Origin of the sequence: Gemmata palustris, from assembly GCF_017939745.1 — a bacterium.
In the GTDB taxonomy this organism is placed as follows: domain Bacteria; phylum Planctomycetota; class Planctomycetia; order Gemmatales; family Gemmataceae; genus Gemmata; species Gemmata palustris.
In genome coordinates this window covers 6,659,665-6,682,065 of the sequence record NZ_JAGKQQ010000001.1, presented here as the reverse complement: position 1 = coordinate 6,682,065, position 22,401 = coordinate 6,659,665, and the positions used below count along the sequence as shown (strand labels likewise).

Annotated in this window: 18 protein-coding genes; 6 read left to right on the top strand and 12 right to left on the bottom strand. The window is 64.1% G+C overall.

The annotated features are described in order from the left end of the window. The first annotated feature begins 28 nt into the window (after positions 1-28). Positions 29-1,144 carry a methyltransferase gene (locus J8F10_RS27795; protein ID WP_210659573.1) on the top strand — a complete coding sequence of 372 codons (1,116 nt, stop codon included), beginning with the start codon at positions 29-31 and terminating at the stop codon, positions 1,142-1,144. 76 nt (positions 1,145-1,220) lie between these two features. Here J8F10_RS27795 and J8F10_RS39320 read toward each other — a convergent pair whose 3' ends face one another. From J8F10_RS39320 to J8F10_RS27780, 3 genes are all read right to left on the bottom strand, one after another. Beyond that, the gene (locus J8F10_RS39320; RefSeq protein ID WP_246523611.1) at positions 1,221-1,862 is read right to left on the bottom strand and encodes a hypothetical protein; all 642 of its coding nucleotides are present in this window, start codon (positions 1,860-1,862) and stop codon (positions 1,221-1,223) included. A gap of 12 nt (positions 1,863-1,874) precedes the next feature. After that, the gene (locus J8F10_RS27785; protein ID WP_210659572.1) at positions 1,875-2,645 is read right to left on the bottom strand and encodes a carboxylesterase family protein; all 771 of its coding nucleotides are present in this window, start codon (positions 2,643-2,645) and stop codon (positions 1,875-1,877) included. Positions 2,646-2,889: 244 nt separating this feature from the next. Then, positions 2,890-4,278, bottom strand: a complete 1,389-nt coding sequence (locus tag J8F10_RS27780; RefSeq protein ID WP_210659571.1) for a hypothetical protein — start codon at positions 4,276-4,278, stop codon at positions 2,890-2,892. 480 nt (positions 4,279-4,758) lie between these two features. Here J8F10_RS27780 and J8F10_RS27775 point away from each other — a divergent pair, with 480 nt between their 5' ends. Further along, on the top strand, positions 4,759-5,481 hold the full coding sequence (locus J8F10_RS27775; protein WP_210659569.1) for an RNA polymerase sigma factor: 723 nt from the start codon (positions 4,759-4,761) through the stop codon (positions 5,479-5,481). Between the two features lie 84 nt (positions 5,482-5,565). Further along, the gene (locus J8F10_RS27770; protein WP_210659567.1) at positions 5,566-6,699 is read left to right on the top strand and encodes an NADH:flavin oxidoreductase/NADH oxidase; all 1,134 of its coding nucleotides are present in this window, start codon (positions 5,566-5,568) and stop codon (positions 6,697-6,699) included. 20 nt (positions 6,700-6,719) lie between these two features. Here the strand turns inward: J8F10_RS27770 and J8F10_RS27765 are convergent, their stop codons facing one another. The 5 genes from J8F10_RS27765 to J8F10_RS27745 form a co-directional block, all read right to left on the bottom strand. Continuing rightward, a complete protein-coding gene (locus J8F10_RS27765; RefSeq protein WP_210659566.1) occupies positions 6,720-7,211 on the bottom strand; it encodes a hypothetical protein in 492 nt (163 codons plus the stop codon). A 23-nt stretch (positions 7,212-7,234) separates the two neighbouring features. Next, on the bottom strand, positions 7,235-8,275 hold the full coding sequence (locus J8F10_RS27760; protein WP_210659563.1) for a phenylalanine--tRNA ligase subunit alpha: 1,041 nt from the start codon (positions 8,273-8,275) through the stop codon (positions 7,235-7,237). 67 nt (positions 8,276-8,342) lie between these two features. Beyond that, a complete protein-coding gene (locus J8F10_RS27755; RefSeq protein WP_210659561.1) occupies positions 8,343-8,819 on the bottom strand; it encodes a 6-pyruvoyl trahydropterin synthase family protein in 477 nt (158 codons plus the stop codon). 46 nt (positions 8,820-8,865) lie between these two features. Then, a complete protein-coding gene (locus J8F10_RS27750; protein ID WP_315854173.1) occupies positions 8,866-9,585 on the bottom strand; it encodes a 7-cyano-7-deazaguanine synthase in 720 nt (239 codons plus the stop codon). Beyond that, positions 9,570-11,063 (bottom strand): hypothetical protein, encoded by a 1,494-nt coding sequence (locus J8F10_RS27745; RefSeq protein WP_210659559.1) that lies wholly within the window; start codon positions 11,061-11,063, stop codon positions 9,570-9,572. Before J8F10_RS27745 ends, J8F10_RS27750 begins: the two co-directional genes overlap by 16 nt. 150 nt (positions 11,064-11,213) lie before the next feature. Between J8F10_RS27745 and J8F10_RS27740 the strand changes: the two genes are divergently transcribed. From J8F10_RS27740 to J8F10_RS27730, 3 genes are read left to right on the top strand one after another with little or no spacing between them, the layout of a single operon-like run. Next, positions 11,214-11,777 carry an HD domain-containing protein gene (locus J8F10_RS27740; RefSeq protein ID WP_246523609.1) on the top strand — a complete coding sequence of 188 codons (564 nt, stop codon included), beginning with the start codon at positions 11,214-11,216 and terminating at the stop codon, positions 11,775-11,777. Further along, a complete protein-coding gene (gene phnX, locus J8F10_RS27735; protein ID WP_315854172.1) occupies positions 11,764-12,573 on the top strand; it encodes a phosphonoacetaldehyde hydrolase in 810 nt (269 codons plus the stop codon). Before J8F10_RS27740 ends, phnX begins: the two co-directional genes overlap by 14 nt. A 60-nt stretch (positions 12,574-12,633) precedes the next feature. Continuing rightward, a complete protein-coding gene (locus tag J8F10_RS27730; RefSeq protein ID WP_210659558.1) occupies positions 12,634-13,425 on the top strand; it encodes a sulfite exporter TauE/SafE family protein in 792 nt (263 codons plus the stop codon). Here the strand turns inward: J8F10_RS27730 and J8F10_RS27725 are convergent. The 4 genes from J8F10_RS27725 to J8F10_RS27710 form a co-directional block, all read right to left on the bottom strand. Then, positions 13,409-16,390: a heavy metal translocating P-type ATPase gene (locus J8F10_RS27725; RefSeq protein WP_210659556.1), complete on the bottom strand. Its 2,982-nt coding sequence runs from the start codon at positions 16,388-16,390 to the stop codon at positions 13,409-13,411. The two genes, J8F10_RS27730 and J8F10_RS27725, sit on opposite strands and share 17 nt — an antisense overlap. 82 nt (positions 16,391-16,472) lie before the next feature. Then, positions 16,473-17,774: a lactate racemase domain-containing protein gene (locus J8F10_RS27720; protein ID WP_210659554.1), complete on the bottom strand. Its 1,302-nt coding sequence runs from the start codon at positions 17,772-17,774 to the stop codon at positions 16,473-16,475. 244 nt (positions 17,775-18,018) lie between these two features. Continuing rightward, positions 18,019-19,917, bottom strand: a complete 1,899-nt coding sequence (locus J8F10_RS27715) for a M28 family peptidase (RefSeq protein WP_210659552.1) — start codon at positions 19,915-19,917, stop codon at positions 18,019-18,021. 160 nt (positions 19,918-20,077) lie between these two features. Then, positions 20,078-22,198: a dipeptidyl-peptidase 5 gene (locus J8F10_RS27710; protein WP_210659549.1), complete on the bottom strand. Its 2,121-nt coding sequence runs from the start codon at positions 22,196-22,198 to the stop codon at positions 20,078-20,080. Positions 22,199-22,401 lie beyond the last annotated feature (203 nt).

The window sequence follows — 22,401 nt, the reverse complement described above, 5'->3', positions numbered from 1 at the left end:
TTTGTTTCCGCCCGCGCACGAGTTACCGATGTCCCGCTCCGGACGACCGACCGACGACAAGCCGCTACCGGCGCTCTACGCCATGACGCACGGGGGGATCGAATCCACCGCGGCCGACGAGATCACCCGCGACATCGGCGGCGAGGTGAAGAAGACCGCGCGCGGACTGGTCGTGTTCCGCATGGACACGCTGAGCGACAAAGTGCTGTCGCTCCGGACCACGGAAGACGTGTTCCTGATGGCGTGGGGGTCGGATTCGCTCACGTACAAATCCGAAGACCTCGAGACGCTCCGCACCTGGACCGCGCGCAAACCGGACTGGGAGCACCTGTTCAAGCTCCACCACAAGATCCGGCCCAAGACGAAGGGGCGCCCGACGTACCACATCGTGTGCCAGATGCAGGGCGAACACGGGTTCCGCCGGGCCGACGCGCGTGGGGCGTTCATTGAGGGGTTGGCCGGCAAAATCCCGCACGGATGGCACTACAGCAACGAGAACGCCTGGCTCGAAATCTGGCTGACGATCTACAGCAAGACGGCCGTGTGCGGCGTGCGCCTCTCGGACCGCACGATGCGGCACCGGACGTACAAGCTGGAACACGTCGCCGCGTCGCTGCGCCCCACCGTGGCGGCGGCGATGGTCCGGCTGGCGGGGATCGGGCCGGATATGACCGTGCTCGACCCGTTCTGCGGGGCCGGCACGATTCTGGCCGAATCGCTGAACGTGGCCGAAAAGCGGAACCGCGGGGGGCTGGAGCAGGTCCGCGTAATCGGCGGCGACATCGACCCGAACGCGGTGTTCGTCACGTCACAGAACCTGGAGAACGTCGGCCGCGCCGCTCTCGCGCGCTGGGACGCCACGGCATTGCCGCTGGAAACCGCGAGCGTGGACCGGATCATATCGAACCCGCCGTTCGGTAAGCAGCTCTCGTCCATCGAGCAGATCGGGCCGCTTTACGAAGCCGCAGCAGAAGAGTGGAACCGCGTGCTGAAGCCGGGCGGCCGGGCGGTGCTGCTCGCGATGGAGCACGAGGGACTGAAGCGCGTGCTGCAATCGCACCGCTGGTCGCAGGCGCGTCAGACCCGCGTGCGACTGCTCGGTCAACCGGCAGTTCTGAGCGTGTGGAACAAGCCGCTGGTGTGATCTCGTACCGCGGGTGCGAGTTACGATCTTTGTCTTGGTGGCGCGGGCATTCTTGTCAGCGCCACCAAGTAGCGATTCACTCATTGCCCAACGCCAAATCGAGCGCCCAACACCCGCGGACGTGCGTCGCGCTCGGATCGCGGAGGTGATTGAGGACGTCCGCGCTGTCGCAGCCCGCGTCTTGGAGCGCATCCGCGAGGATCGGCATTCTGTCAAAGGCGCGATCGGTGTAAATATCGTCCGCGAGGAGCATCACGTCCGACGTGCGCCACCGCTTGTCAAACTTCGTTTCGCGGAACGGGTTCCCAAAGATTTCGCGGAAGAGATCGGCTTGAACTTCTCTACTTACAGTTCTCGAAACATCCGCTGTTGCTCGCAAGATGTCCGAAATGTGCCACCCTTCGATATTCTCAGCCGCAGTGAAATAGGCCGCGTACAACGCAACAATCTCGGTACCGGGGCGCGTAGAATTGAAAGCCTCCCCGTATGCCTCGTCTGCTGCTGCCGACAGTTCGGCGAATACCACTTGTGAAATGAGCCCGTCGGCAAACTGCTCGGCGCCCTGTACCGCAGCGCGACACCGTTCGTCGCGGATAGCACTCCAAATTCGATGGCAACAAGCGCACGCGAACAGACGCAACTTGCGGTTCGATTCGGACTCGACGCGCATCAGCATCGCGTGCGGGTCTTCCGATTCCTCCCACTCCCTTTCCGTCATCGTCCGCTCCACTTACTTCTTCGGCTTGCGCTTTTGCGAGAAGATCCAGTTCCAGAACTCTTTCTCCTCGAACGCCGGCGACCAACTGTTGTGCCCCACTTTCGGGTATTCGGTGTACTTCGGCTCCGCGCCGGCTTTCTTCAGAGCGTCGATGATCTCGCGCGAGCCGCTCACCGGCACCGCGGTGTCGGCGTCGCCGTGGAACGCCCACACCGGAACGTGGGCGATATCTTTCGCTTTGCTCACGTCCCCAGCGCCGCAAATCGGTACACACGCGGCGAATAGTTCGGGGCGTCGTTGCGCTGCGTCGAGCGCCCCGTAGCCACCCATCGACATCCCGACGATGTACACGCGGTCCGGGTCGATGGGCAAATCCTTGAGAAGCGAATCCGTCAGCGCGAGTGTGAGCTTCAGCGGTTCGCTGATCTCCGGCGACTTGTAACTCCCCTTCTCCCAGGCTACTTCGACCCATCGCTTGCCTTCTGGACATTGCGGTACGATTACGAACGCCTTCGCCGCGGTAACTTCCGGCCGCGTCAGCACGCTCGGTTGCTTGTCCTTCCAGAACCACACGAGCTGCTTCTTGTTATCGACGCCGCGCTCGCCCGCCCCGTGCAAGATGACCACGAGCGGATATTTCTTTCCGGCTTCGGGGTCGGCCGGTTTCATCAGTCGGTACGGAAGCGTCTTGCCATCGGCCTTGAACTCTTTAGCCTCCGGTTCTGCAGCACTCGCAACCGTGGAGGAAACGGCGAGAGCGAACATGGCGACTACCTGGCGCATGGGAACTCCAATTTTGTACGCGGAGGGCAGACGCCCCCGCGCGCATTGAGGCGCGGCCGGTCCGATCCGGCACAGGCCCTGTATTCGATTGTGCGAACGAGTTTGAAGCGCGTCGGCTGCAGTAGAGTGTCGTGCGTTTGCCACGTCACCGTCGCAGATTGGAAGGAAGCGGGGACTCGAAATCGAACGCGAGTAAGCGTATCGCGCCCGCTTGCGGTCGGAGTTCGAGCACAGTCACATTGCGTTACGGGAGCGGGATGTCTTTGAACGAGAACGTCACTTCGTGGGTGACGGCGTGCCATTCGGTGAGCACGAGTCGGGTGGGCGGGCCGATCTTCACTGGGTTGGGGCGCCCGGTCCGGCGGTCTTCCGGGCCGAACATCAGGGTCATCTGATACCCGCCCGGGGTGTAGTTGCTCGACTGCATCCCGTAGCTGAAATACTTGTTGCCGCTCTCGTCCGACAACTCGATGCGCTGCTGGATGTTGTTGGCCCACATGTAGTCGTCGCCGCGGCGCGGGTCCACGGGGGTCCGGTTCTTCGCGGTCACGTTGACTGTGAACACGCCCTTGTTGTTCGCGTCCGGGTCGACGGAGGTCACTTCGAGGTCCGCGGTGCGGCCGGTGAACGTTTTCTTCTTCACCTTCAGCGGGTCCGGGACGGTCACCTCCGGCGACGTGCCCGAGAGCAGTTCGACGCGCACGCGCCCCTTGAGTTCCTTGATGCTCGTCGCGCTGCGATCGATGCGGGACAGGTTCACGCTCATCGACTGGTTGTGCGAGCGGCTGCCGCGGTTGTAGTAGCCCGACCGGTACGCGTAGTTGTTGTTCTCGCGCGGGGGCAGGAGCGACCCGCCCAGGTTGTCGGTCGCGGTGACCAGTTCCGGCTGCGAAACGCTGAGCATCGGGTTCTTCGGTTCGGACTGCACCTGGAAACTCAGGCTCAGGTACTCGTTCACCCGCTCGCCGCCCCCGCGCCGGCTGAGGTTAGAGAGCTGCACGGTGCGGTTGCACTGGATGTTGGTCGCGGTGAACCGGAACGGCCCCGCGTAGGCGACGTGGGGGCTGACGGAGTCCTGGTTGTAGATGCGAATGGTGTCGTCTTCGTACTCCGTGTACACCGTGGCCCCGCACGCATTCGCCACGGTGTCGATGACCTGCCAGAACGGGGTGTCGTTGAACTCGAAGGAGTGTTTCGTGTTCGCCTGCTCGTTGAACTCGATCTTGTAACCGGTCTGTTTGGCGATGTCCGCCATGATGTCCTTGGCGCTCAGGTCCTTGGCGCTCAGGGTGACGCGCTTGGGGGCCACGAGGCGGTCGAAGTCCACTTTCTTCACGAGCACCGAGAGCCGGCGCTGGACTTCGGGGTTTTCGGTCGCGAGAAGCGCGCGGCGCATGTACGGGAGTGCCTTTTCGCCTTTCGTGGTCAGTTCGCGCCCGGCCAGTTCGCGGGTGCGCCAGTCCTCGGCCCCGAGGTCTTTAATCAACTGCTCGACGGCCGTGTCACCCGGTCCTTCGGCCACCAGCGGCATCGGGGTTGGCGAGCCGCCCCCGTAATAGATTTCTTTCCCCCCGGCTGCGAACGTCGCGACGAGCAGCAACCCGAATACCGCCGTGATGGGCGTCGTGCGCATTGAGGTTCCTCTGGGGCCGGCCAAAGGGGTTAATCAGAGCGGAACACAAACACGGATTTTAGCCTACCAGCCGACAGAAACGCTCTCAAGGGTCTAGCACCCGACCCGTTACGCGATTTTGCAAAGATGCGCTCAAGTCTGCCGGGGTCGGGGGTTTGTACTTTTAAGACGATTATCCTGTTGATACAGAATGGCGCGAATGCACGAGGTGTAGTTAATGGCACCCAGCGTGTGTGGAAGGTAATTCCGACCCGTTGAGGCTTACTTTTGGCTCGCGGCTTCGGTCCCGACAAGCTCCGTTGTGCCCGGTCCCGCACCGAATCCCAAGACGAATGAAATCCGGTTGTGCCGGTCGCACTGGCAGTGGGTAAAATGGGGGTGTGGACGGATTCGCACCCGGCCGTTGTGAAAGGTTCCAACACCGGCTAGGCTTTATACTGTTGGACGTGCCCCTCTGACGAACAACCGAGGCGCTAGGCCGTGGATGCCGATACTCCGTTCACCGCGGTGGACCGCGACCTGCTCAAACGGTGTTTGAACCGCGACCCGGGGTCGTGGAACGACTTCGTGGACCGGTTCCTCAGCCTCATCTACCACACGATCGGGTACACCGCGCACTTGCGCAGTAGCCGCGTCGGCCCCGAGGACGTCGAGGACATCGCCGCCGAAGTGTTGCTCCAGATCGTCGCCAACAACTTCAAAGTGCTCCGCGAGTTCCGCAAGCAGTCCAGCCTCGCGACGTACCTCACCGTCGTGGCCCGGCGCATCTGCGTTCACGAACTGGCCCGGCGCCAGAAGGTGAAGGACGCGATCAAGCGGGGCGAGTCGCGGTTGACGGAGGCGGAACCCGATGACGCGCCGGCCGCGCAAAAGGGAATGGAGAGCCTGGAAGAGGTCGAGAAGCTACTCAAGCGGCTCTCCGGTCAGGAGAAAGAAATCGTCCGGCTCTATTACCTGGAAGGCCGCACCTACGAAGAGATCAGCACGGAAACCGATGTGCCGGTCAACACCATCGGTGCGGTCCTGTCGCGTGCGCGCAAAAAGCTCCGCGAAACTGTGACGGCGAGCCCGGCGATGCCCGACCCGCGCGCGGTGAAGGTGGTGAAGGCCGCCTCGGTCGCGGTGGCCAAGCCGCCCAAACAGACCAAGTCCAAGCCGAAGATGGAGCCGATCCCGGAACAAAAGACCGAAACGTCGGATTGAGCGCCCGGTCCGTTCGGGTGCCTCGGCCGTTCGTCTGGTTCCCGTCGTTCCTTTTTCTCGCCCGACCCATCACACGATTTCACTATGAGCGAAGCTTCGCACGCGGGGTGCCCGTCGGGCGTCAGCCACGATCGTAACGTGCCGGACACCGATCTCCTGTCCCCGCTCACGATCCGCGGGGTCACGTTCCGCAACCGCATCGTCGTTTCGCCGATGTGCCAATACTGCGCGGCCGACGGCATGGCGGACGACTGGCACCTCGTTCACCTCGGGAGCCGGGCGGCCGGCGGAACGGGCCTCGTGTTCGTGGAAGCGACCGCGGTCGCCCCCGAGGGGCGCATCACGCCGGGCGACCTCGGCATCTGGAGCGACGCCCACGCGGACGCACTCGCGCGCGTGGCCGCGTTCATCGCGCGAATGGGCGCGATGCCCGGTATCCAGATCGCGCACGCGGGGCGAAAGGCGAGTTGTGGCGTGCCGTGGGAGGGCGGGGAGCAACTGTCGCTCGAGGCCGGCGGGTGGCAGCACGTTGCGCCGAGTGCGATCCCGTTCACCGAAGGGAGCCGCGCGCCGACCGCGCTGGACGAAGCGGGTATTCGCGCCATTACCGAGCAATTTCGAGTCGCGGCTCAGCGCGCAATAAAGGCCGGCTTCCGCGTGATCGAGATCCACTCGGCTCACGGCTACCTGATGCACGAGTTCCTCTCGCCGTTATCGAACCACCGCACGGACCGGTACGGAGGTAGCCTCGAGAACCGGATGCGGTTCGTACTCGAAACGACCACCGCGGTTCGTGCGGTGCTCCCACAAGATGTCCCGCTGTTCGTGCGCATCTCCGCGACCGATTGGGTCGAGGGCGGATGGGATTTGCCGCAATCGGTGGAACTCGCGAAGGCGCTCAAGCCACTCGGCGTCGATCTGATCGACTGCTCGAGTGGCGCGCTCGTGCCGCACGCGAAGATCCCGGTCGGGAAGGGCTACCAAGTACCGTTCGCGGACACGGTTCGTGCCCAAACCGGTCTGCTGACGGGTGCCGTGGGGCTGATTACGGACGCGCACCAGGCGAACGAGATCGTCACGTCTGGCGCGGCCGATCTGGTGTTCCTCGCGCGCGAACTGCTGCGCGAACCGTACTGGGCGCTGAAAGCCCAGCAAGCGCTGAGCCAGGAACCGAGTTGGCCCATTCAGTACGGTTATGCGGTGAAGCGGAAGACGTGAAGTGCGAACGGGTTCGGGCATCAGTCCTCGTCGCGCCGCGAGCGTTTGGAATAAGTGTTCGTGTTGCCTTCGATGAGCTTGCCGATCCCGAACCCGATCCCGGCACTGATGCCGCCCACGACGGCGGAGATGAGCACTTCCTTGATATCGAAGCCCTGACCCGGGCGCCGATTCGCTTGGTTGTAAACCATTACGAGCGCGCTCCCGATCACCGCAGCAATTGTGGCCGTGATGTTCGGGAGCGGCGTTCCCTTCTTTTGCGCACGGTAACGCGACGCGCTTCCGTTGCGCCCCCGGCGCGGGGAATCCAGTTGATCGAACCCGTTCCCGGTATCGGCCGGTTCGTCGTCGAGCGAGAGCGGTTGTTGTGCGGACGGGACCGGTGTCGGTGCTTGCGCCGGAAACGTCTGGAACGCGCCGCGGCAGTGTGGGCACCCAATCGCCTGCCCGAGCACGGCGTCGGGCACGGTGACCGGCTGGCGACAGTGCGGGCAGTGATAAACGATCGGCATCGACCACCCGCGAATTCGGCCGCTCAAAACTGCTTCAGGAACCGCAGATCGTTTTGCCAAAAGAGGCGAATATCGTCAATGGCGTGCTTGAGCATCAGCATCCGCTGCGGCCCCATGCCGAACGCGAATCCCGTCACCTTCTCCGGGTCGTACCCGCCGGCGCGCAGCACGTTCGGGTGAACCATACCCGCGCCCAGGATTTCGAGCCACCCGGTGCCCTTCGTGAGCCGGTCGCGGTTCGGGTCGTCCTGCGGCCAGTCGATGTCCACTTCGATGCTCGGTTCCGTGAACGGGAAGTAACTGGAGCGAATGCGGACTTGCCGCTCCGGGCCGAACATCCGACGCGCGAACGCGGTGATCGTGCCCTTCAGGTCGGCCATCGTCACGCCCTCGCCGACCACCAAGCCTTCCACTTGGTAGAACTGGATCTCGCTCCGGGTGCTGATCGCCTCGTTGCGGTAACACATCCCGGGCAGGATCACGCGGATGGGCTTGCCCGCGGCCTCGCGCATCACGTGGATCTGCCCCGGGGACGTGTGCGTGCGGAGCACGACACCCGGTGTGGTGGTGAAGAACGTGTCCCACATGTCGCGCGCCGGGTGGTGCGCGGGCATGTTCAGGAACTCGAAGTTCAGCTCGTCCGTTTCGACCTCACGAGTCCGGTACACCTGGAACCCGAGGTCCGCGAAGATGGAGTAAATTTGCTGGAGGATTTGCGTCGCGGGGTGCAACCGCCCCCGGGTCTGTGCGCGCCCGGGGAGCGTCACGTCGAGCGGGTTCGTCGTCAAACTGACTTGAAGGGCCTTCTCCTTCGCGTCCGCAAGTGCCGCCTCGTAAGCCGCGGTAATTGCGGCCTTGATTCGGTTCAGTTCAGCTCCGTAAGCCGGCTTCTGGTCCTTCGGAATCTTGCCAAGGTTGGACATGGCGGCCTTCACCACGCCCTTGTCGCCAAAATACTGCGTGTTCCAGGCGCGAAGTGCGGACTCGTCCCCGCACTGTTGAAGGTGTGTGAGGGCTTGCCCTTCAAGCTGCTTCAAATCGTCGAGAGGCGTCGCATCGGCCATATCTACCGCTCCCAGCGTCACTGTGATCGTTGAGACAGGATATAGCGGCGACGGGTTCGCGTCCGGCCTACGCGCGCGTGGGGACCGGCACCGGGTTCCCGGCCACTTCGCGCATCGTAACCGGTTTGGTGGGCACACCGGGCGTGGGCCGGTACGTCGCGAACGAGTTCTCGGTCTCCCACAGTGTCACTTCCGTGACGGGCAGCCCGTGCTCGACGGCGCGGTCGAAGATGAGGCGCGCGATGGTCTCCGCGGTCGGGTTCGCGTCCAACTCCACGAACGGCTCGCCCTGCCGGAGCAGTTCCGCGATGATCGGATCGTCCCGGTGCAGGAGCATCCGGTGGTCGAGGGTGTCGTCGATCCACTTCCCGATGACGCGCTTGATCTCGGAGAAGTCCACCACCATGCCGAGCGCATCGAGCGCCTCGGTTTCCACCGTGACGACGGCCTTACCGTTGTGCCCGTGCAGGTTCCGGCACTTGCCGGCGTAGTTCAGCAGCCGGTGCCCGTAACAGAAGTGGATCTCTTTGGTCACCCTGAACATCCATCGTCTCCTGGCGCCCGGCTCGTAAGAGCGGAACCGCGGGGCTTCAGCTCGCGTATCGCGTGGGGTCGGGCATCTCGGCGTCGCGGAACCCGTGCTTGCGTTCCGCGCACTTGTTGCACGCCCCGCAGTGCAACTCGCCAACGGGCCGGAGGCACGAGAACGTGTGTTCTAGTGGCAGCCCGCGCCCGCGGCGCAGCACATCGACTTTGTGTAACGCGGAGTACGGGCGGAGCACGCGGACGCTCCCGTTCACGGCCGAACTCACGATCGCCGCGAAGTCATCGTAGAACCGAGGGGTCGCGTCGGGGAACGGGTTCGCACCGAGCGGTGCGGTGGCGATCTCCGGTACGCCGTTCAGGTGGCACCAGAGGAGCGGCTTGGCGAGTAGGAGCACGTTGCGCCCGGGGAGGAACACGGCTTCGTCCGGCGAATCGGCGCCGGGCGTGCCCGCGCCCGACACGCTCCAGTGGGCGCCGTACACATCGCGAATCGGTTCATCCAGGGCGCGGAGCGGGCGAAGTGTCGGTGCGCGAATGGCTTCCAGGAAGCGATCGAGGTGCGCTCTCTCAACTTCTTCCCAGTGCAACCCGGTGCGAACGTAGAGCGGGAACACCGCTGGGTACGCACGAACGGCTTCGGCCAGCAGGATCGCGCTGTCGGACCCGCCGCTCACGAGAACGGCGAGCGCCCCGCGCGGGTTGCTCGGCGGCCACGGCACACCCGCGGAGTGTTGATCGGGCACCACCGTCACCGGCGTACCCACGCGCGTCGCCTCGTCTTGGGCGGGCGCCCCGGGGCCCCCGGTCCGCCGGGAGGCCCAACCGGGGGGCCACCGGGAGGACCGCCCGGACCACCAGGAGGGCCACCGGGTCCGCCGGGAGGTCCGCCCATTCCACCCGATTTCCCCGTGACTTTGCCCGCCACGCTACTGACCGCGTCCTTCAGGTCGACAGTGTCGACAGCGGACTTGGCGAAGAAGAGGTCGCCCGACGAACCGCACCCGACGTTCGAGAGCATCTGCGCCCCGATCTTCTTGCCCAAACTATCGATCTTTTCTTTCCACCACTTCGGCGGGGTGCCCTCATCGCCCTTGCCGAGATCGCTTTCTTTGAATTTTTTCGACGTATTTGAAGCCTTGTCCCCTTCGTTGTACCACACCGTGATCTCGAACCGGATTTCGCGACTCCCAATACTAGCTTTCCACCCCCAACCCTTTGAACCGGCCAGCGTATCGGCCACCAAGCGGGCGAATTGGGCGTTACCATCGTCGTTGTTTCCGCCCTGAGCACCGCCCGCACTCGCGGCCGGCGGTTTGTTCTCGCCCTGATAAAGCGTCATACTCCAGAACGTCCCTTTCGTGACCCGCTTACCCAATTCACCGGCCCGCACCCCGACCGTTTTCTCTTTGCTGTCGGCGTGACCGCCGAGCATCTTCTGAAACACCCCTTCTGGCACATCTGTCGAACAGTACGCGATCAACCGACTGGTCGGGGAAAAGACGCGCACCTTGGCCCCCCCCTTGAAACCGTCGACGAGGTAGTAAGTGCCACTACCGAGGGTCTTCTGTTGAGCGCCGGGCAGTTTCCCGAGCGCGGTACCGTCGATGTCCATCCTGGTGCGGACGACCGTAGCACTGCCGCTCTTATTGGAGGAACCGAACACGACGTACTCCACGAGCGCGTCCCCGTCACTCGTGCCTAATACCCGTGCGAAGGCGTCGATTGCGGCCTTGAACTCGGTGTTCTGGAACGTGCCCGAGATGCTCTTGTAGAGTTCTGGGTACTTTTGGGCGTGCCCCAGGTTCAGTCCCTCCGCCGTGTCGCAGTCTTCCGGCAGGTAGTACATCATCTCGACGGATTTGGGCGTGCGCGCCACGAACCAAACCAACATCCCGCCGACACCACCCAGGAGTAGGAGGCCGAGACCAACCACCCCGAAGAGCAGGGCCTTGCTGGTCTCGCGCTTCTTGGCCTTGCGCTTCCGCGGGACGTTCGGGTCGATTTTGGTCTTCGTTTTCGTCTTCTTTTTTTCCTTCTTTTCGCCCCGGTCGCTGTCATCGCCCTCGTCGTCGCGCGCGGGTTTCTTCTTTTTCTTGATAACTTCTTCTTCGCCCGTATCCTCCGGTTCCGGCGCAGCGAACACGGTGGCACACTTGGGGCACTCGACCTCGGTGCCGGCGTCGGGCGCCTCTGGCAGACGGAGTTTAGCCCGGCAATCCGGGCAGCGGAGTTCAACGGCCATTGGGAGGCACCAGCGCGGACGATGATATCGGACGACAGGTTCCAACTTTCCGATACTATCGGGAACCACCACACGAGAGCAAGGGTGTACGCTCCAGTTCGTAAGAAGACTCGGCGCGAACCCGACGCTCACCCAGACGAGGCGACACCGATGACGCCCGCGGACGTAATGACCCGTATCGACCGCTTGTTCGCCGAGCGCGGCGGCGCCGAGTACCACGGCGAAGCGGTCACGCAGCTCGAACACGCGCTGCAAGCGGCCCACTTCGCGGAACAGGACGGGCGCCCACCCGAGTGGATCGCCGCGGCCCTCCTCCACGACATCGGCCACTTCTTGCACGGCTACGGCGAGGACTATTTGGATCAGGGCGTCAACGACCGGCACGAGGATCTCGGGGCGCGGTTCCTGGCGCACGCCTTCGGCCCGGCGGTGACGGAGCCGATCCGCTTGCACGTCCCCGCGAAGCGCTACCTCGCGAGCGGCAAGCACCCGGACTACCCGGGGCTCCTCTCGCCCGCGTCCGTCCGCAGTTTGGAGCTCCAAGGCGGGCCGATGACCGCCGAAGAAATCGGCGCGTTCGAGGCGCACCCGTACTTCACCGCCGCCGCGAAGGTCCGCGAGTACGACGACCGCGCGAAGATCGTGGGGTTCGTGACGCCCCCGTACTCGCACTTCCGCACCTACCTGGAGGCCACGCTCCGTGCCACCGATTGAAATCAAACTCGTCGTACTCGACTGGGCCGGGACCACCATCGATTACGGGTGCCTGGCCCCCACGGGCGCGTTCGTCGAATCGTTCGCGGCGAAGGGCGTGAACGTCACACTCGCCGAGGCCCGCGGGCCGATGGGGTTGCACAAGAAGGACCACATTCGCGCGATGCTGCGCACCGAGATCGTGGGTGACAAGTGGCGCGCGGCGGTGGGGCGCGACTGGGCCGAATCGGACGTGGAGGAGCTCTACCGCTCCGTAACGCCACTCCAGGTTGCGGCCGCCGAGAAATATCGCGCGTTGATCGCGGACGTACCCGCGGTGGCGAGCGAACTTCGCGCGAAAGGGCTCAAGGTCGCTGCGAGTACGGGGTACTTTCACGAAGCCGCCGCGGTCGTGCTCGCGGCCGCGAAGCACCAGGGGTTCGAGCCGGACTTCAACATCTGTGCCGATGACGTACCGGCCGGGCGCCCGGCGCCGTGGATGATCTTCCGCTGCATGGAATCGCTGAACGTGTACCCGCCCGCTGCGGTGGTCAAGGTCGGCGACACAGTAATCGACATCGAAGACGGCCGAAACGCCGGGTGCTGGAGCGTTGGGGTGATCGATTCGAGCAACGAAATGGGGCTGAGTGAAGCGGAACTGAAGGCACTAACCGCCGCGGAACTGGAGGCGCGCCGAAGGGACATCATTGCACGCTACCAAAAGGCCGGCGCGCACGCTGTGATTCACGCGATCGCCGACCTACCGGCCCTGATCGGTGCCATCAACACCCGTCTTTCCCGCGGCGAGCGCCCGTAGACGTAGACGGCCCGCGCGAATGCAGCACCGATTGCGCGGGCCAGTTTCTATCATCTCTGAATGCCAGCCGACTTCTGGACGTATGCGTTTTTGTGCGTGTCCGCGTTCTTCGCGGGGGTGATGAACTCCGTCGCGGGCGGCGGCACACTCCTCACGTTCCCCGCGCTCACCGCGCTCCTCACGCCCGCGATGGCGAATGCCACGAGTACCGTTGCGTTATTACCCGGGTCGTTCGCAGGGGCGCTCGGGTACCGCAAGGAGTTGTGGGAGTGCCGACGGTTCGTGGCACGCATGATCGGGCCGAGTATCGTTGGCGGGTTCCTCGGTGCGTGGCTCGTCGGCAAGAACCAGGACACGTTCGCGACGCTGGTGCCGTGGCTCATTCTCACCGCTGCGGTGCTGTTCGTGGTGCAGGCCCCGCTCTCGAAGTGGGTAAAAAAACGAGCGGCCGTCGAAGGCGCACAACCCGAGCACCACGAGCCGAACGGGGTGACGCAGACTCTTGTAATCAGCTTTCAGTTTCTCGTCGCGGTGTACGGCGGGTACTTCGGTGCGGGGATCGGCATTCTGATGCTGAGCGCGCTCGGGTTCATGGGGGTGGGCGACATCCACCGCATGAACGCGGTGAAAACGTTCCTGGCGGCCTCGATCAACGCCGCGAGCGTAGTGGTGTTTGTTCGCGACGGGCTGGTGAATTGGGAGTGCGCGGGCGTGATGGCCGTCGCCGCGATCCTCGGTGGCTACATAGGGGCACGGGTCGCGCGCCGGTTGCCCGCGCGCTACGTCCGCTACTCCGTCATCGTGATCGGCTTCGGGCTGTCCGCGTACTACTTCGTCAAGAAGTTCGCGTAGCTTTGAGTTTCGCCCATTTGGGCCAGAACCCGACCGCGCGAACTCCCGTTAAAAGGCTCTCCGTCACCCACGTGCCCGCTAGCATCCCCGCGAGCATTCCGAGCGTCATTCCCACGAAACTAGTCGCGACCGCGGTGACCATGTTCTCCGTCTGAAACTGCGTCGCGCACCAGCCGCCCGCGACCATGCCGACCACCATGCCGATGTTCCCGCCCGTGTACATCGCGATCGCGTGATCCGCGTTCGGTACAGGTCCGCGCCCCAACCAGCGCATCGCGACGTTCGCGAACACCAGCATCCCGACCCACATCCACGGCTTCATCACGCCCTCGCGCATCGCCTCCACGCACGCACAGCACCCGTGGTCGTGGAGTGCGGCGAAGTCATTATCGGCCCACCAGCCGAGCAGCATTCCCAGGTTGCCGAACGTGAGCATTCCGAAGCACATATCGACCCAGTGCGGAACATTGAACCGACGCCACGCGATCGCGAGCCAGCCTCCCGCTAGCGCGAACGCGATGAGCGTGAACACGGCCGCGTCGCGCTCGCGCAACGACGACAGGAGCAGCAAGAAGACGCCCCCCTGCAACGCGAACGCGACGGCGTGGGCGAACGGGAGAAAGAACCCCTCCCCAACCCCTCCCCTAAGCGGAGAGGGGCTTAAAACGACCGATGATTGCTTTGTGTCTGCCGCATTTGGTTCTGTTCCCCCTTCCTTCTTAGGGAAGGGGGTTAGGGGGTTAGGTTGCCTCTCCTCCCCCTTCCCTTCAGGGGGGGTAAGTCGCGCCAAGTGCCCGCACCCCACGCGCGTGGACGAGAAGATCAGCGTGAGACTCGACACCACCATTAGCACGGCCGCGACGACGGGGTGAAGCACACCGCACGCGGCGAGCGTCATGCCGACGAGGTTGTAGACCAGCGCGCGGGTCAGGTTCAGGCGCACGGCGCGGACCGCGTCGCGGCTGACCTCGACGGCCCACGGGAGCACACGAAGGTCCGCGTGGTAAAGCGTGATTGGGGCCGCGCTAACGGCGAGATCGGTTCCGCTCGAAAGGGCTACGCCGACGTGCGCCACGGCGAGCGCTGAAGCATCGTTGATTCCGTCACCAACAAACAGCGGCTTCCCGCCTTCGTTCTTCGCGGCTTCGACGGCTGCGCGTTTGTCATCCGGGAGCAATCCGCCGCGCGCGGAAGGGAGCCCGAGTGCCTCCGCGCGGCCGGTTGCGTCGCCCGTCAGGACTTCGACCGGCAGGCCGAGTTGTTGGAACTGTTCGAGCGCTTGAGGCGTGGAATCGCGCAACCGCTCGGCGACGACCGCGGTCGCAGCAAGTTCGCCATCAACTGCGACGAAAACGGTTTTGTTACCCACTTCCTTGGAAGAGGTTAAATGCGGTGGATGGCTCTGCTCCCCCTTCCTTTTTAGGGAAGGGGGTTGGGGGGTTAGGTTCTGCCTTAAACCCCTCCCCAACCCCTCCCCCAAGGGGAGAGGGGATTTAGCAATTCCTTTTGGCACCCACTCCTCCGTCCCGATCTTGATTTCGTGGCGCGCGCCGTTCGCTTCGACGAGTTCCGCGATCACCCCACACCCCGGAACCGCCACGAGTGACGCTACACGCGGTTCCGCACCCGGTGCGAAATTCCGTGGTAAATCGGCGAACGGTTTCGCGACGGGGTGATTACTCTGCGCCTGTGCGAGCGACAGCCAACCGAGGAGCTTCGTGCGCGCGGGGCCAGTCGCAGTCGTTTCGATGTCAACGAGTGCGAAGCGGTCTTCCGTTAGAGTGCCGGTCTTATCGAACATCACGCGGTCCACGGTCGCGAGGCGCTCGATGGCGTCGCCCCCGCGAACGATCACCCCGCGCTCCGCGAGCCGATTGAGTGCGGACCAGATCACCACCGGAGTCGCCAAACCAATCACGCACGGGCACGCGACCAGCAGCACGGACATCGCGTTGAACAGGCCCGCTTCCCACCCGGCCGACGTGAAAAACGTCCAGTACACGAACGTGCCGAGCGCCGTGAGTGCCACCAATGGCAAAAACCACTGCCCGAGCCGGTCCGCGTGCCCCTGCAACGACAGCGGCTTGTCGCGTGCGGACTCTACAGCCGCAAGCAGTCGGTCGATTTCGCGCTCGGTGCCGCTCGCGGTCGCGGTGACGCGAAAGGTCGCATCGAAGGACGCGGACCCGGCCACCACGCGGTCCCCGGGGCGCCGAACCACCGCGAACGGCTCGCCGCTCACGACGGTTTCTGACACGAAGCCCGCGCCCTCGTGAACGATCCCGTCCACCGCGATCAGCTCGCCCGGGTGGACTTCCACCACGTCCCCGGGGCACACGTCCACAACGGGCGCGGTGCGCGTGTCGCCGGCGTCATCGACCAAACGGCACGTCGCGAGTTGCTCGCCCCACGCGCGCGAACTCGCGAGCGCTGCGACCCGTGACCGCGCGCCGATCATCTTGCCGAGCGTGTACACGACGAGCAGGACCGACACGACCTCGAAATAGATCTTCCCGCGCCCGGTGATTTGCGCCTGGAGCGATGCACCGAGTGCGCCGAACATCGTGAGCAGGAACAGTGCCTCGATCGTGAGGCGCCCGCGGCGCAATTCCCGCGCCGCTGTGGTGATGAGCGGGCCGCCGAGGAGGGCCACGACCAGCATGGTGATTGTGAAGATGAACCACTGCGTGAAGTCGCGAATCACCGGCGGAACGTCGTCGTGTACGTTCAGCGCGAGGCCGAAAATCATCGACTGCCCGACGACGAGCAAACCGATTCCGAGCCGCAGCCCGTCGAACCTACCGCTCGTGGCAGAAGTCGCGTAGCACCCGGCGTCCGTACACGCCCGTTCGCCGAGGCTCAAACAGCCGAAACAACAGTACGCCCGCGCGCCGCCGTCGGGTTGCGGGCGCCCCGCGTACCCGCTTCCGGTGATCGGCCCGTTACAGTTCGCACAAACTGGCATGCGGCAAAGTGGAGTAAGAACAGGAGGCGATCGGAATTGCCGCGGCCCGTATGGACAAGCAGGGCCGCGACGCGAAGTGTTATTAGTGCGCGGCCCGCCGGCACCCGCGCACACTGTGCGGGAACAGCTTCTCTTGCACCAGATTGCCGTTAGCATCGAAGGGGAGCGGAACCGGTTCGCCGACGAATTCCAGGTGCGGGTGCCCCTTCAGATCGGCCGCGAGCGGCTCGGACACCCACATCTCCACCACCTCGAGCGTGTTCGGGATCACGCAGAACTTCACCTTCTCGGACTCGGGCTGCCAGCACGTTTCCACGCAGTTCGCGATCACCTCGCGGTCCGTCTCGAACCCGAACGGCAACTTGCTCCGCCACAGCGACCGGGCCGTGAGGTTGTTCATGCGGAACGGCCCCTGCACGATCCCGGCCAGCGCGCGGTTCGTGGTGAGGTCCGCCAGCCCGATGCCGGTCGCGTTGCCGTGGCTCTCGGGCGACACCTCCAGCACGCCGATGCGGACGATGCGCGGGTCGTTCGTCTCGGCCTCCGGGGTCGCCTCGATCAGCATCCGGCCGATCACGTTCGGGTCCATCCCGGCGCCGGAGTAGTTCTTGCCGCACTCACCGATGATGAGCACGTCCGCCCCTTTGAACGGCAACCGGCCCATCAGCGCCCGCGCCTCTTCGAGCAGCACCGGCTCGCGGTCCCAGAGGTCGTCGCGGTCGAGCACTTCGAGCTTCGCGGTTTCTTCCTTCGCGTTCTCGAGGATCGCCAATCCGCCGATGAACGGCGTCTTGTTCAGAATGACCTGCCCCGATTCCGGGATCATGTCGCGTAGCCCGCGCGTCCCGAAACTGTGAACCTGATCGGCCCCGTGGCGCTTACCCAACCCAATCACGAGCATTTTCAGGATGCCGCTCTCGAACTTTCCACGGAAGTCCGTGTGCGGCTTCACGCGCGACACCGTCACCACGGCGTCGGCCTTGAGTGCGTTCTTGTCCCACCAGACCGGTTGGCCCCACGAGTTCGTGCCGATGTTCTCGGCGTCCATATCCGTGACGACCGGAACGCCGAGGTGCGCTTCGTCGAGATTGTAGCTCGCGAGCAACTCGCGCTGGCCCTCGGGAGTGGCACCGCCGTGCGACCCCATCGCGGCCACCACGAACGGCTGGGCGCCAAGCTCTTTGATGGCATCAACGGTGGCGCGCGCGAGCGTGAGGTAGTTGTTGATCCCGCGGCTGCCGCACGCCACGGCGACCTTCATCCCGGGCTTGATGCGCTTCGCGGTCTTGGACCCGAGCCACAGCTCGCGCACGGTAGCGGCGATGTTGGCGACAGACGGTTGCGGGGCGGTTTGGCGGACGAGCTGAACGCGGGGAATGTCCACAGCGGTCTCGGTATTGGAAGGAGAGTAAAGCAGAGGAAGAGCCACGGATGAACACAGCTAACGCGGATCAAGACAGAGGACAGAGATTCAAAAGCCAGAGGACAGGAAGCAATGGGCAAAATGCAATAGCCCGTTCGGGTCCCTTTTGTGTTCGCCCTCTGTCCTCTGTTCTCTGCCTTCTGTTCTCTATTTTCTGTCTTGATCCGTGTTGCCTGTGTTCATCCGTGGCGGATTTCTCCGCATTTTATTCCAGTTTGGCCTTCAGGGTGAGTTTCTTGCCCTTGCGCTCGACGACGATATCCACAGCGTTGCCGGCTTTCTGTGCGCCCATCGCGGTCATGTACGCGCCGACGTTGGGGGTCGACTTTCCGCCGACTTCCACAATGATGTCGCCCTCCTTAATGCCCGCTTTTTCGGCCGCACCACCGGGCGACACGCCTTCAAGCAGAACGCCCTCGCCCTCGAAGGTGTAGCTCGGGAGGATGCCCAGGCGCGGACCCATCATGCGCGCCGGGCGCGATTCGGTGGGATCGCTCCACGGGTCTTTCACCGCGACGTACTTCGGCGGGCTTTCGCGCGTGCTCAGGTCCGTCAGGAGGTACTCGGCGAAGTCGGTTGTTTTCTTCATCCCGGGAACATCGATCTTCTCGGGAACGTCGGTCGGCTTGTGGTACTCACCGTGGGTGCCGGTGTAGAGGAACAGCACCGGGATCTTCTTGCGGTAGAACGAATCGTGGTCGCTGGGGCCGGTACCGGCCGGGAGGACGCTGAGCTTGAAGTCGGGTTTCTTGTTGGCGTCCTGAACCAGTTCCGTGAACCCGTCGCTGGTGCCGGTGCCGTACACCACGAGCCGGTCCTTCTTGCCGAACAGCCCGAGCCAGTCCGTCGGTACCGGCTTCGTGCGGCCGATCATGTCCATGTTGACCATCGCGACGGTCTTGTCGAGCGGGAACAGCGGTTCCTTGCAGTAGAACTGCGACCCGACCAGCCCGATCTCTTCCGCGGAGAACGCGATGAACACGATGCGCCGGCCCTGACGGTTCTTGATCCCCCCGAACCGGCGAGCGAGTTCCATCAGTCCGGTGGTGCCGCTCGCGTTGTCATCGGCGCCGTAGTGAATCTTGCCCGACGCCGTTGGGCCACCCGCGCTCCCGAAAGTACCGTAGCCGACGTGGTCGTAGTGCGCGCCAATGACGACCGTCTCGTCCTTCAGAGGCCCCGCGCCCTCCAGCACACCGACCACGTTCTTCGTCTTCACCTCTTTGCGGTCCACGGTTACTTGAGCATCGGCCTTCCAGTCCTTGAGTGCGAACGATTGTGACTTCAAGTTCTCGTTGATCGCGGTTTCGATCTCGGTCAGCGACTTCTGTTTCGCTGCGGCGAGAATCTCGTCGAGCACGGCTCGCTTGAGGAAGAGCACCGGGAACTTGGCCGGCGTAGTGCCGCTCGCGTGCTGAGCGTACTGGGCGATCGGGTCGTTTTTCCCCGCGGCGCTCGTGTCGTTCACGATGATGAGCCCGGCGGCCTTGTGCTTTTGCGCCACTTCGATCTTGGTAGCGAACGCCGCATGAGTGCTGTCGTCGCTCGCGTTCACAGTGGTGTCAAACCGCTTGTCACCCTTCTCGTTGTAGCGCGGGGTGCGGCGCAGGATCACGACGATCTTGCCCTCCACGTCGAGCCCCGCGTAGTCGTCGTATTTGAGGCCCGGAGCCGTGATGCCGTAACCCGCGAACACGAGATCGCCCGACGCCTTGCTCGTGGGGCTGAACCCCATCGGGCTGTAATCGGTGTTGAGCTTCGGTTCCTTCTTCGCATCGTCGGGACCGGTGAGCGTGAGCTCGGTCGGCTTACCGAGTTTCGACGACATTGTGACGCTGAACGGCTGGAAGTAGCTGCCGCCCTTCATCGCGGGCTTCAACCCGGATTCCTGGAACACTTCCGCGACGCGGTCGGCCGCCTTTTCGATGCCCTTCGTGTCGATCCCGCGCCCCTCGCACTCCGGACTGGCGAGAAAGAAGATGTCCTTCCGCATGCGCTCGAGAACGGGATCGTCGAACGGCTTTTGGGCCGGCGCGGGGGCGGTGATCGCGAGCAGCGCGACGACCGCAAGTGTGCCCACGAGTGGGCGGAACGGGTCTGGCATGCGCGTGTCCTTAAAGGAGCGAAGAGAGGGACGCGAGAGGATTCGGGTGCCGTTATTATGCGGTTCCGGCGCAACTTCGGGCAAGGGGGCGTTTCGGCACGAAGGAGCGGGGGCGCGCTCGTAGCGCCCCGCTCGCGAACGGTGAGACAAGTACGTTTCTCTATTTCGGTCCGGGCGGGACGTACTTTTTCAGCCACCCAAACACTTCCTTGTGCCAGTACGCGCTGTTCTGGGGCTTGAGCACCCAGTGCCCCTCGTCGGGGAAGTTCACGAACCGGCTCGGCACGCCCTGGCGCTGGAGCGCGGTGAACAGCTCGTGCCCCTGACCGATCGGGCACCGGAAGTCCAAATCGTTGTGGATCACGAGCATCGGGGTCTTGTACTTGCCCAGGTTCCCGGCCTTCTTGTGGGGTGAGAACTCGGCGTACTTCTGGGGCTTTTCCCACGGCAACCCGCCGTGCTCCCATTCGTCGAACCACAACTCGTCCGTCGTGCCCCACATGCTCTCGAAGTTCCACACCGAGCAGTGCGTGATGAGGCACTTGAACCGTTTCGCGATGTCGTTCACCGCGAACCAATCCATCATGTACCCGCCGAAACTAGCCCCCGCCGATCCAATGCGATCCTTATCCACGTAAGGCAGTTTCTCGACGAAGTCCAGCCCCGCGATAAGGTCGCGATAACACTTCCCACCCCAATCTCCGGTAATCTCGTCCACGAACTTCTGACCGAACCCGGTGCTCCCGCGAGGGTTCGGGAGCACCACCACGTAGCCCTGCGCGGCCCACGCCTGCGGGTTCCAGCGGAAGCTCCAACTGTTCTCCCACGCTCCCTGTGGTCCACCGTGAACGAGGAACGCGACCGGCCATTTCTTCTGCGCATCGAACCCGGGCGGTTTCAGGATCCACATCTGCATGTTGACCTTGCCCTCGACCGGCACTTCCACCGATTCGGGTTTGGGCAGATCGAGTGCGCCGAGCAGTTTCTCGTTCACCTTACTCACGTCCACCGGCTTCGCTTGCTCTCCCGGCCACCAGTACGTTTTCACCTCGGCCGGGTGGTACATGGTGGTTTCGGTGAACGCCAACATGTTCCGCTTGCGCGAGGTCGAGAGCGACCCGCACGCACCGGCCGCGTACTCGGTCTTGAAGCCCGCGCCGTCCGCTTGAACCATGAAGAGCGGCGCGAGGCCGTCGGCGTCCGCGGTGAAGAGGAACGCGCGATCGTACTCGCCGTTCCAGACGAACTCACCGACCGACACGTCGTACTTCCCGGTCACGTTGAACGGCTTGCCCGCGAGCGTCCCGTCCGGCTTGCAGTCCGCAACGAGGATGTCCCACTTGTCCGCCTCGTAACCCGCCTGCTTCTGGGCGCGCCACGCGAGCTTCTTCCCGTTGGCGGAGAACTTCGGCCCGCTGTCCGCGGCCTTGTTGTCGGTGGTCAGCGTTTCCCACTTGGTCGACGTGTTCGTGACGCTCACGCGGCACAGATCGTAGTTGGTGCTCCACGACTCGCCTTTTTCCGGCACCGCGGAGAACACGAGGTACTTGCCGTCCGGCGAGAACGCGAAGTCGTCGCCGCTGCTGAACGTTGTGCTCGTGGGGTTGGCGTCGCGGTCGCCGGGGGTGACGTCGCGGCACTCCGTGCCGTCGACCTTGCACACGAACAGGTGCTGGCGCTTGTCGCCGACGTACTCGTCCCAGTGCCGGTAGAACAGCCGCGAGAACGCCTTCGCCTTCACCGGGCTCTTCTCGATCTCGTCGTCCTTCTCCTTGTTGAGTTTGTTACTTTCGGTGAACGGCTTCTCGCTGAACTCCGGATACACGCTCGAAGCGAACGCCACGGATTTGCCGTCCGGCGCCCAGGCGCCGCTCCCGGCGCCGGTGCTAATGTCGGTGATCTGCGTCACCGCGCCGTCGGCCGTCAGCACCCACAATTGGACCGAACCCGAGCGCGTGGACTCGAACAGGACGCGCTCGCCGTCGGGCGCCCAGCGCGGGTTCATGTCCTTCTTGCCCTTCGGGTCGGTGAGCGGTTTCGGTTCCGCTTTCCCGTCCGCCGGGGCGAGCCACAAGGCCGTGCTACTCTTGTTCGCGGCGAGATCGACCGTCGTGACCTGATAGACGACGGCCTTTCCGTCCGGGCTGATTTGCGGCGCCGCGGCGCGCTTGAACGCGAACAGGTCGTCCACCTTCATCGGCCGCTTGTCGGCGGCGCGGGCCGGCAGAACGAGCGCGAGGAGCGCCACGGACGCGACCGCGGCGCGGGTGAGTGCGATCATTCGGAACCCTCTGTTCTGAGCCGGGGCGTCGGCCCCGGCGCGATGGACACGTTGTACCCGAATCGCGGGGCGCGAAACAGAACCGGGGAGCAAATGGCGCCGGATCTCGGGGAATTGAGCGCGCGCCGGGCGCGGCACTTCGGTCGGTTCTACTCGGCGCGCCAACTTTCACCCTATAACACCCCGAGCACCGTTCCCCGAAC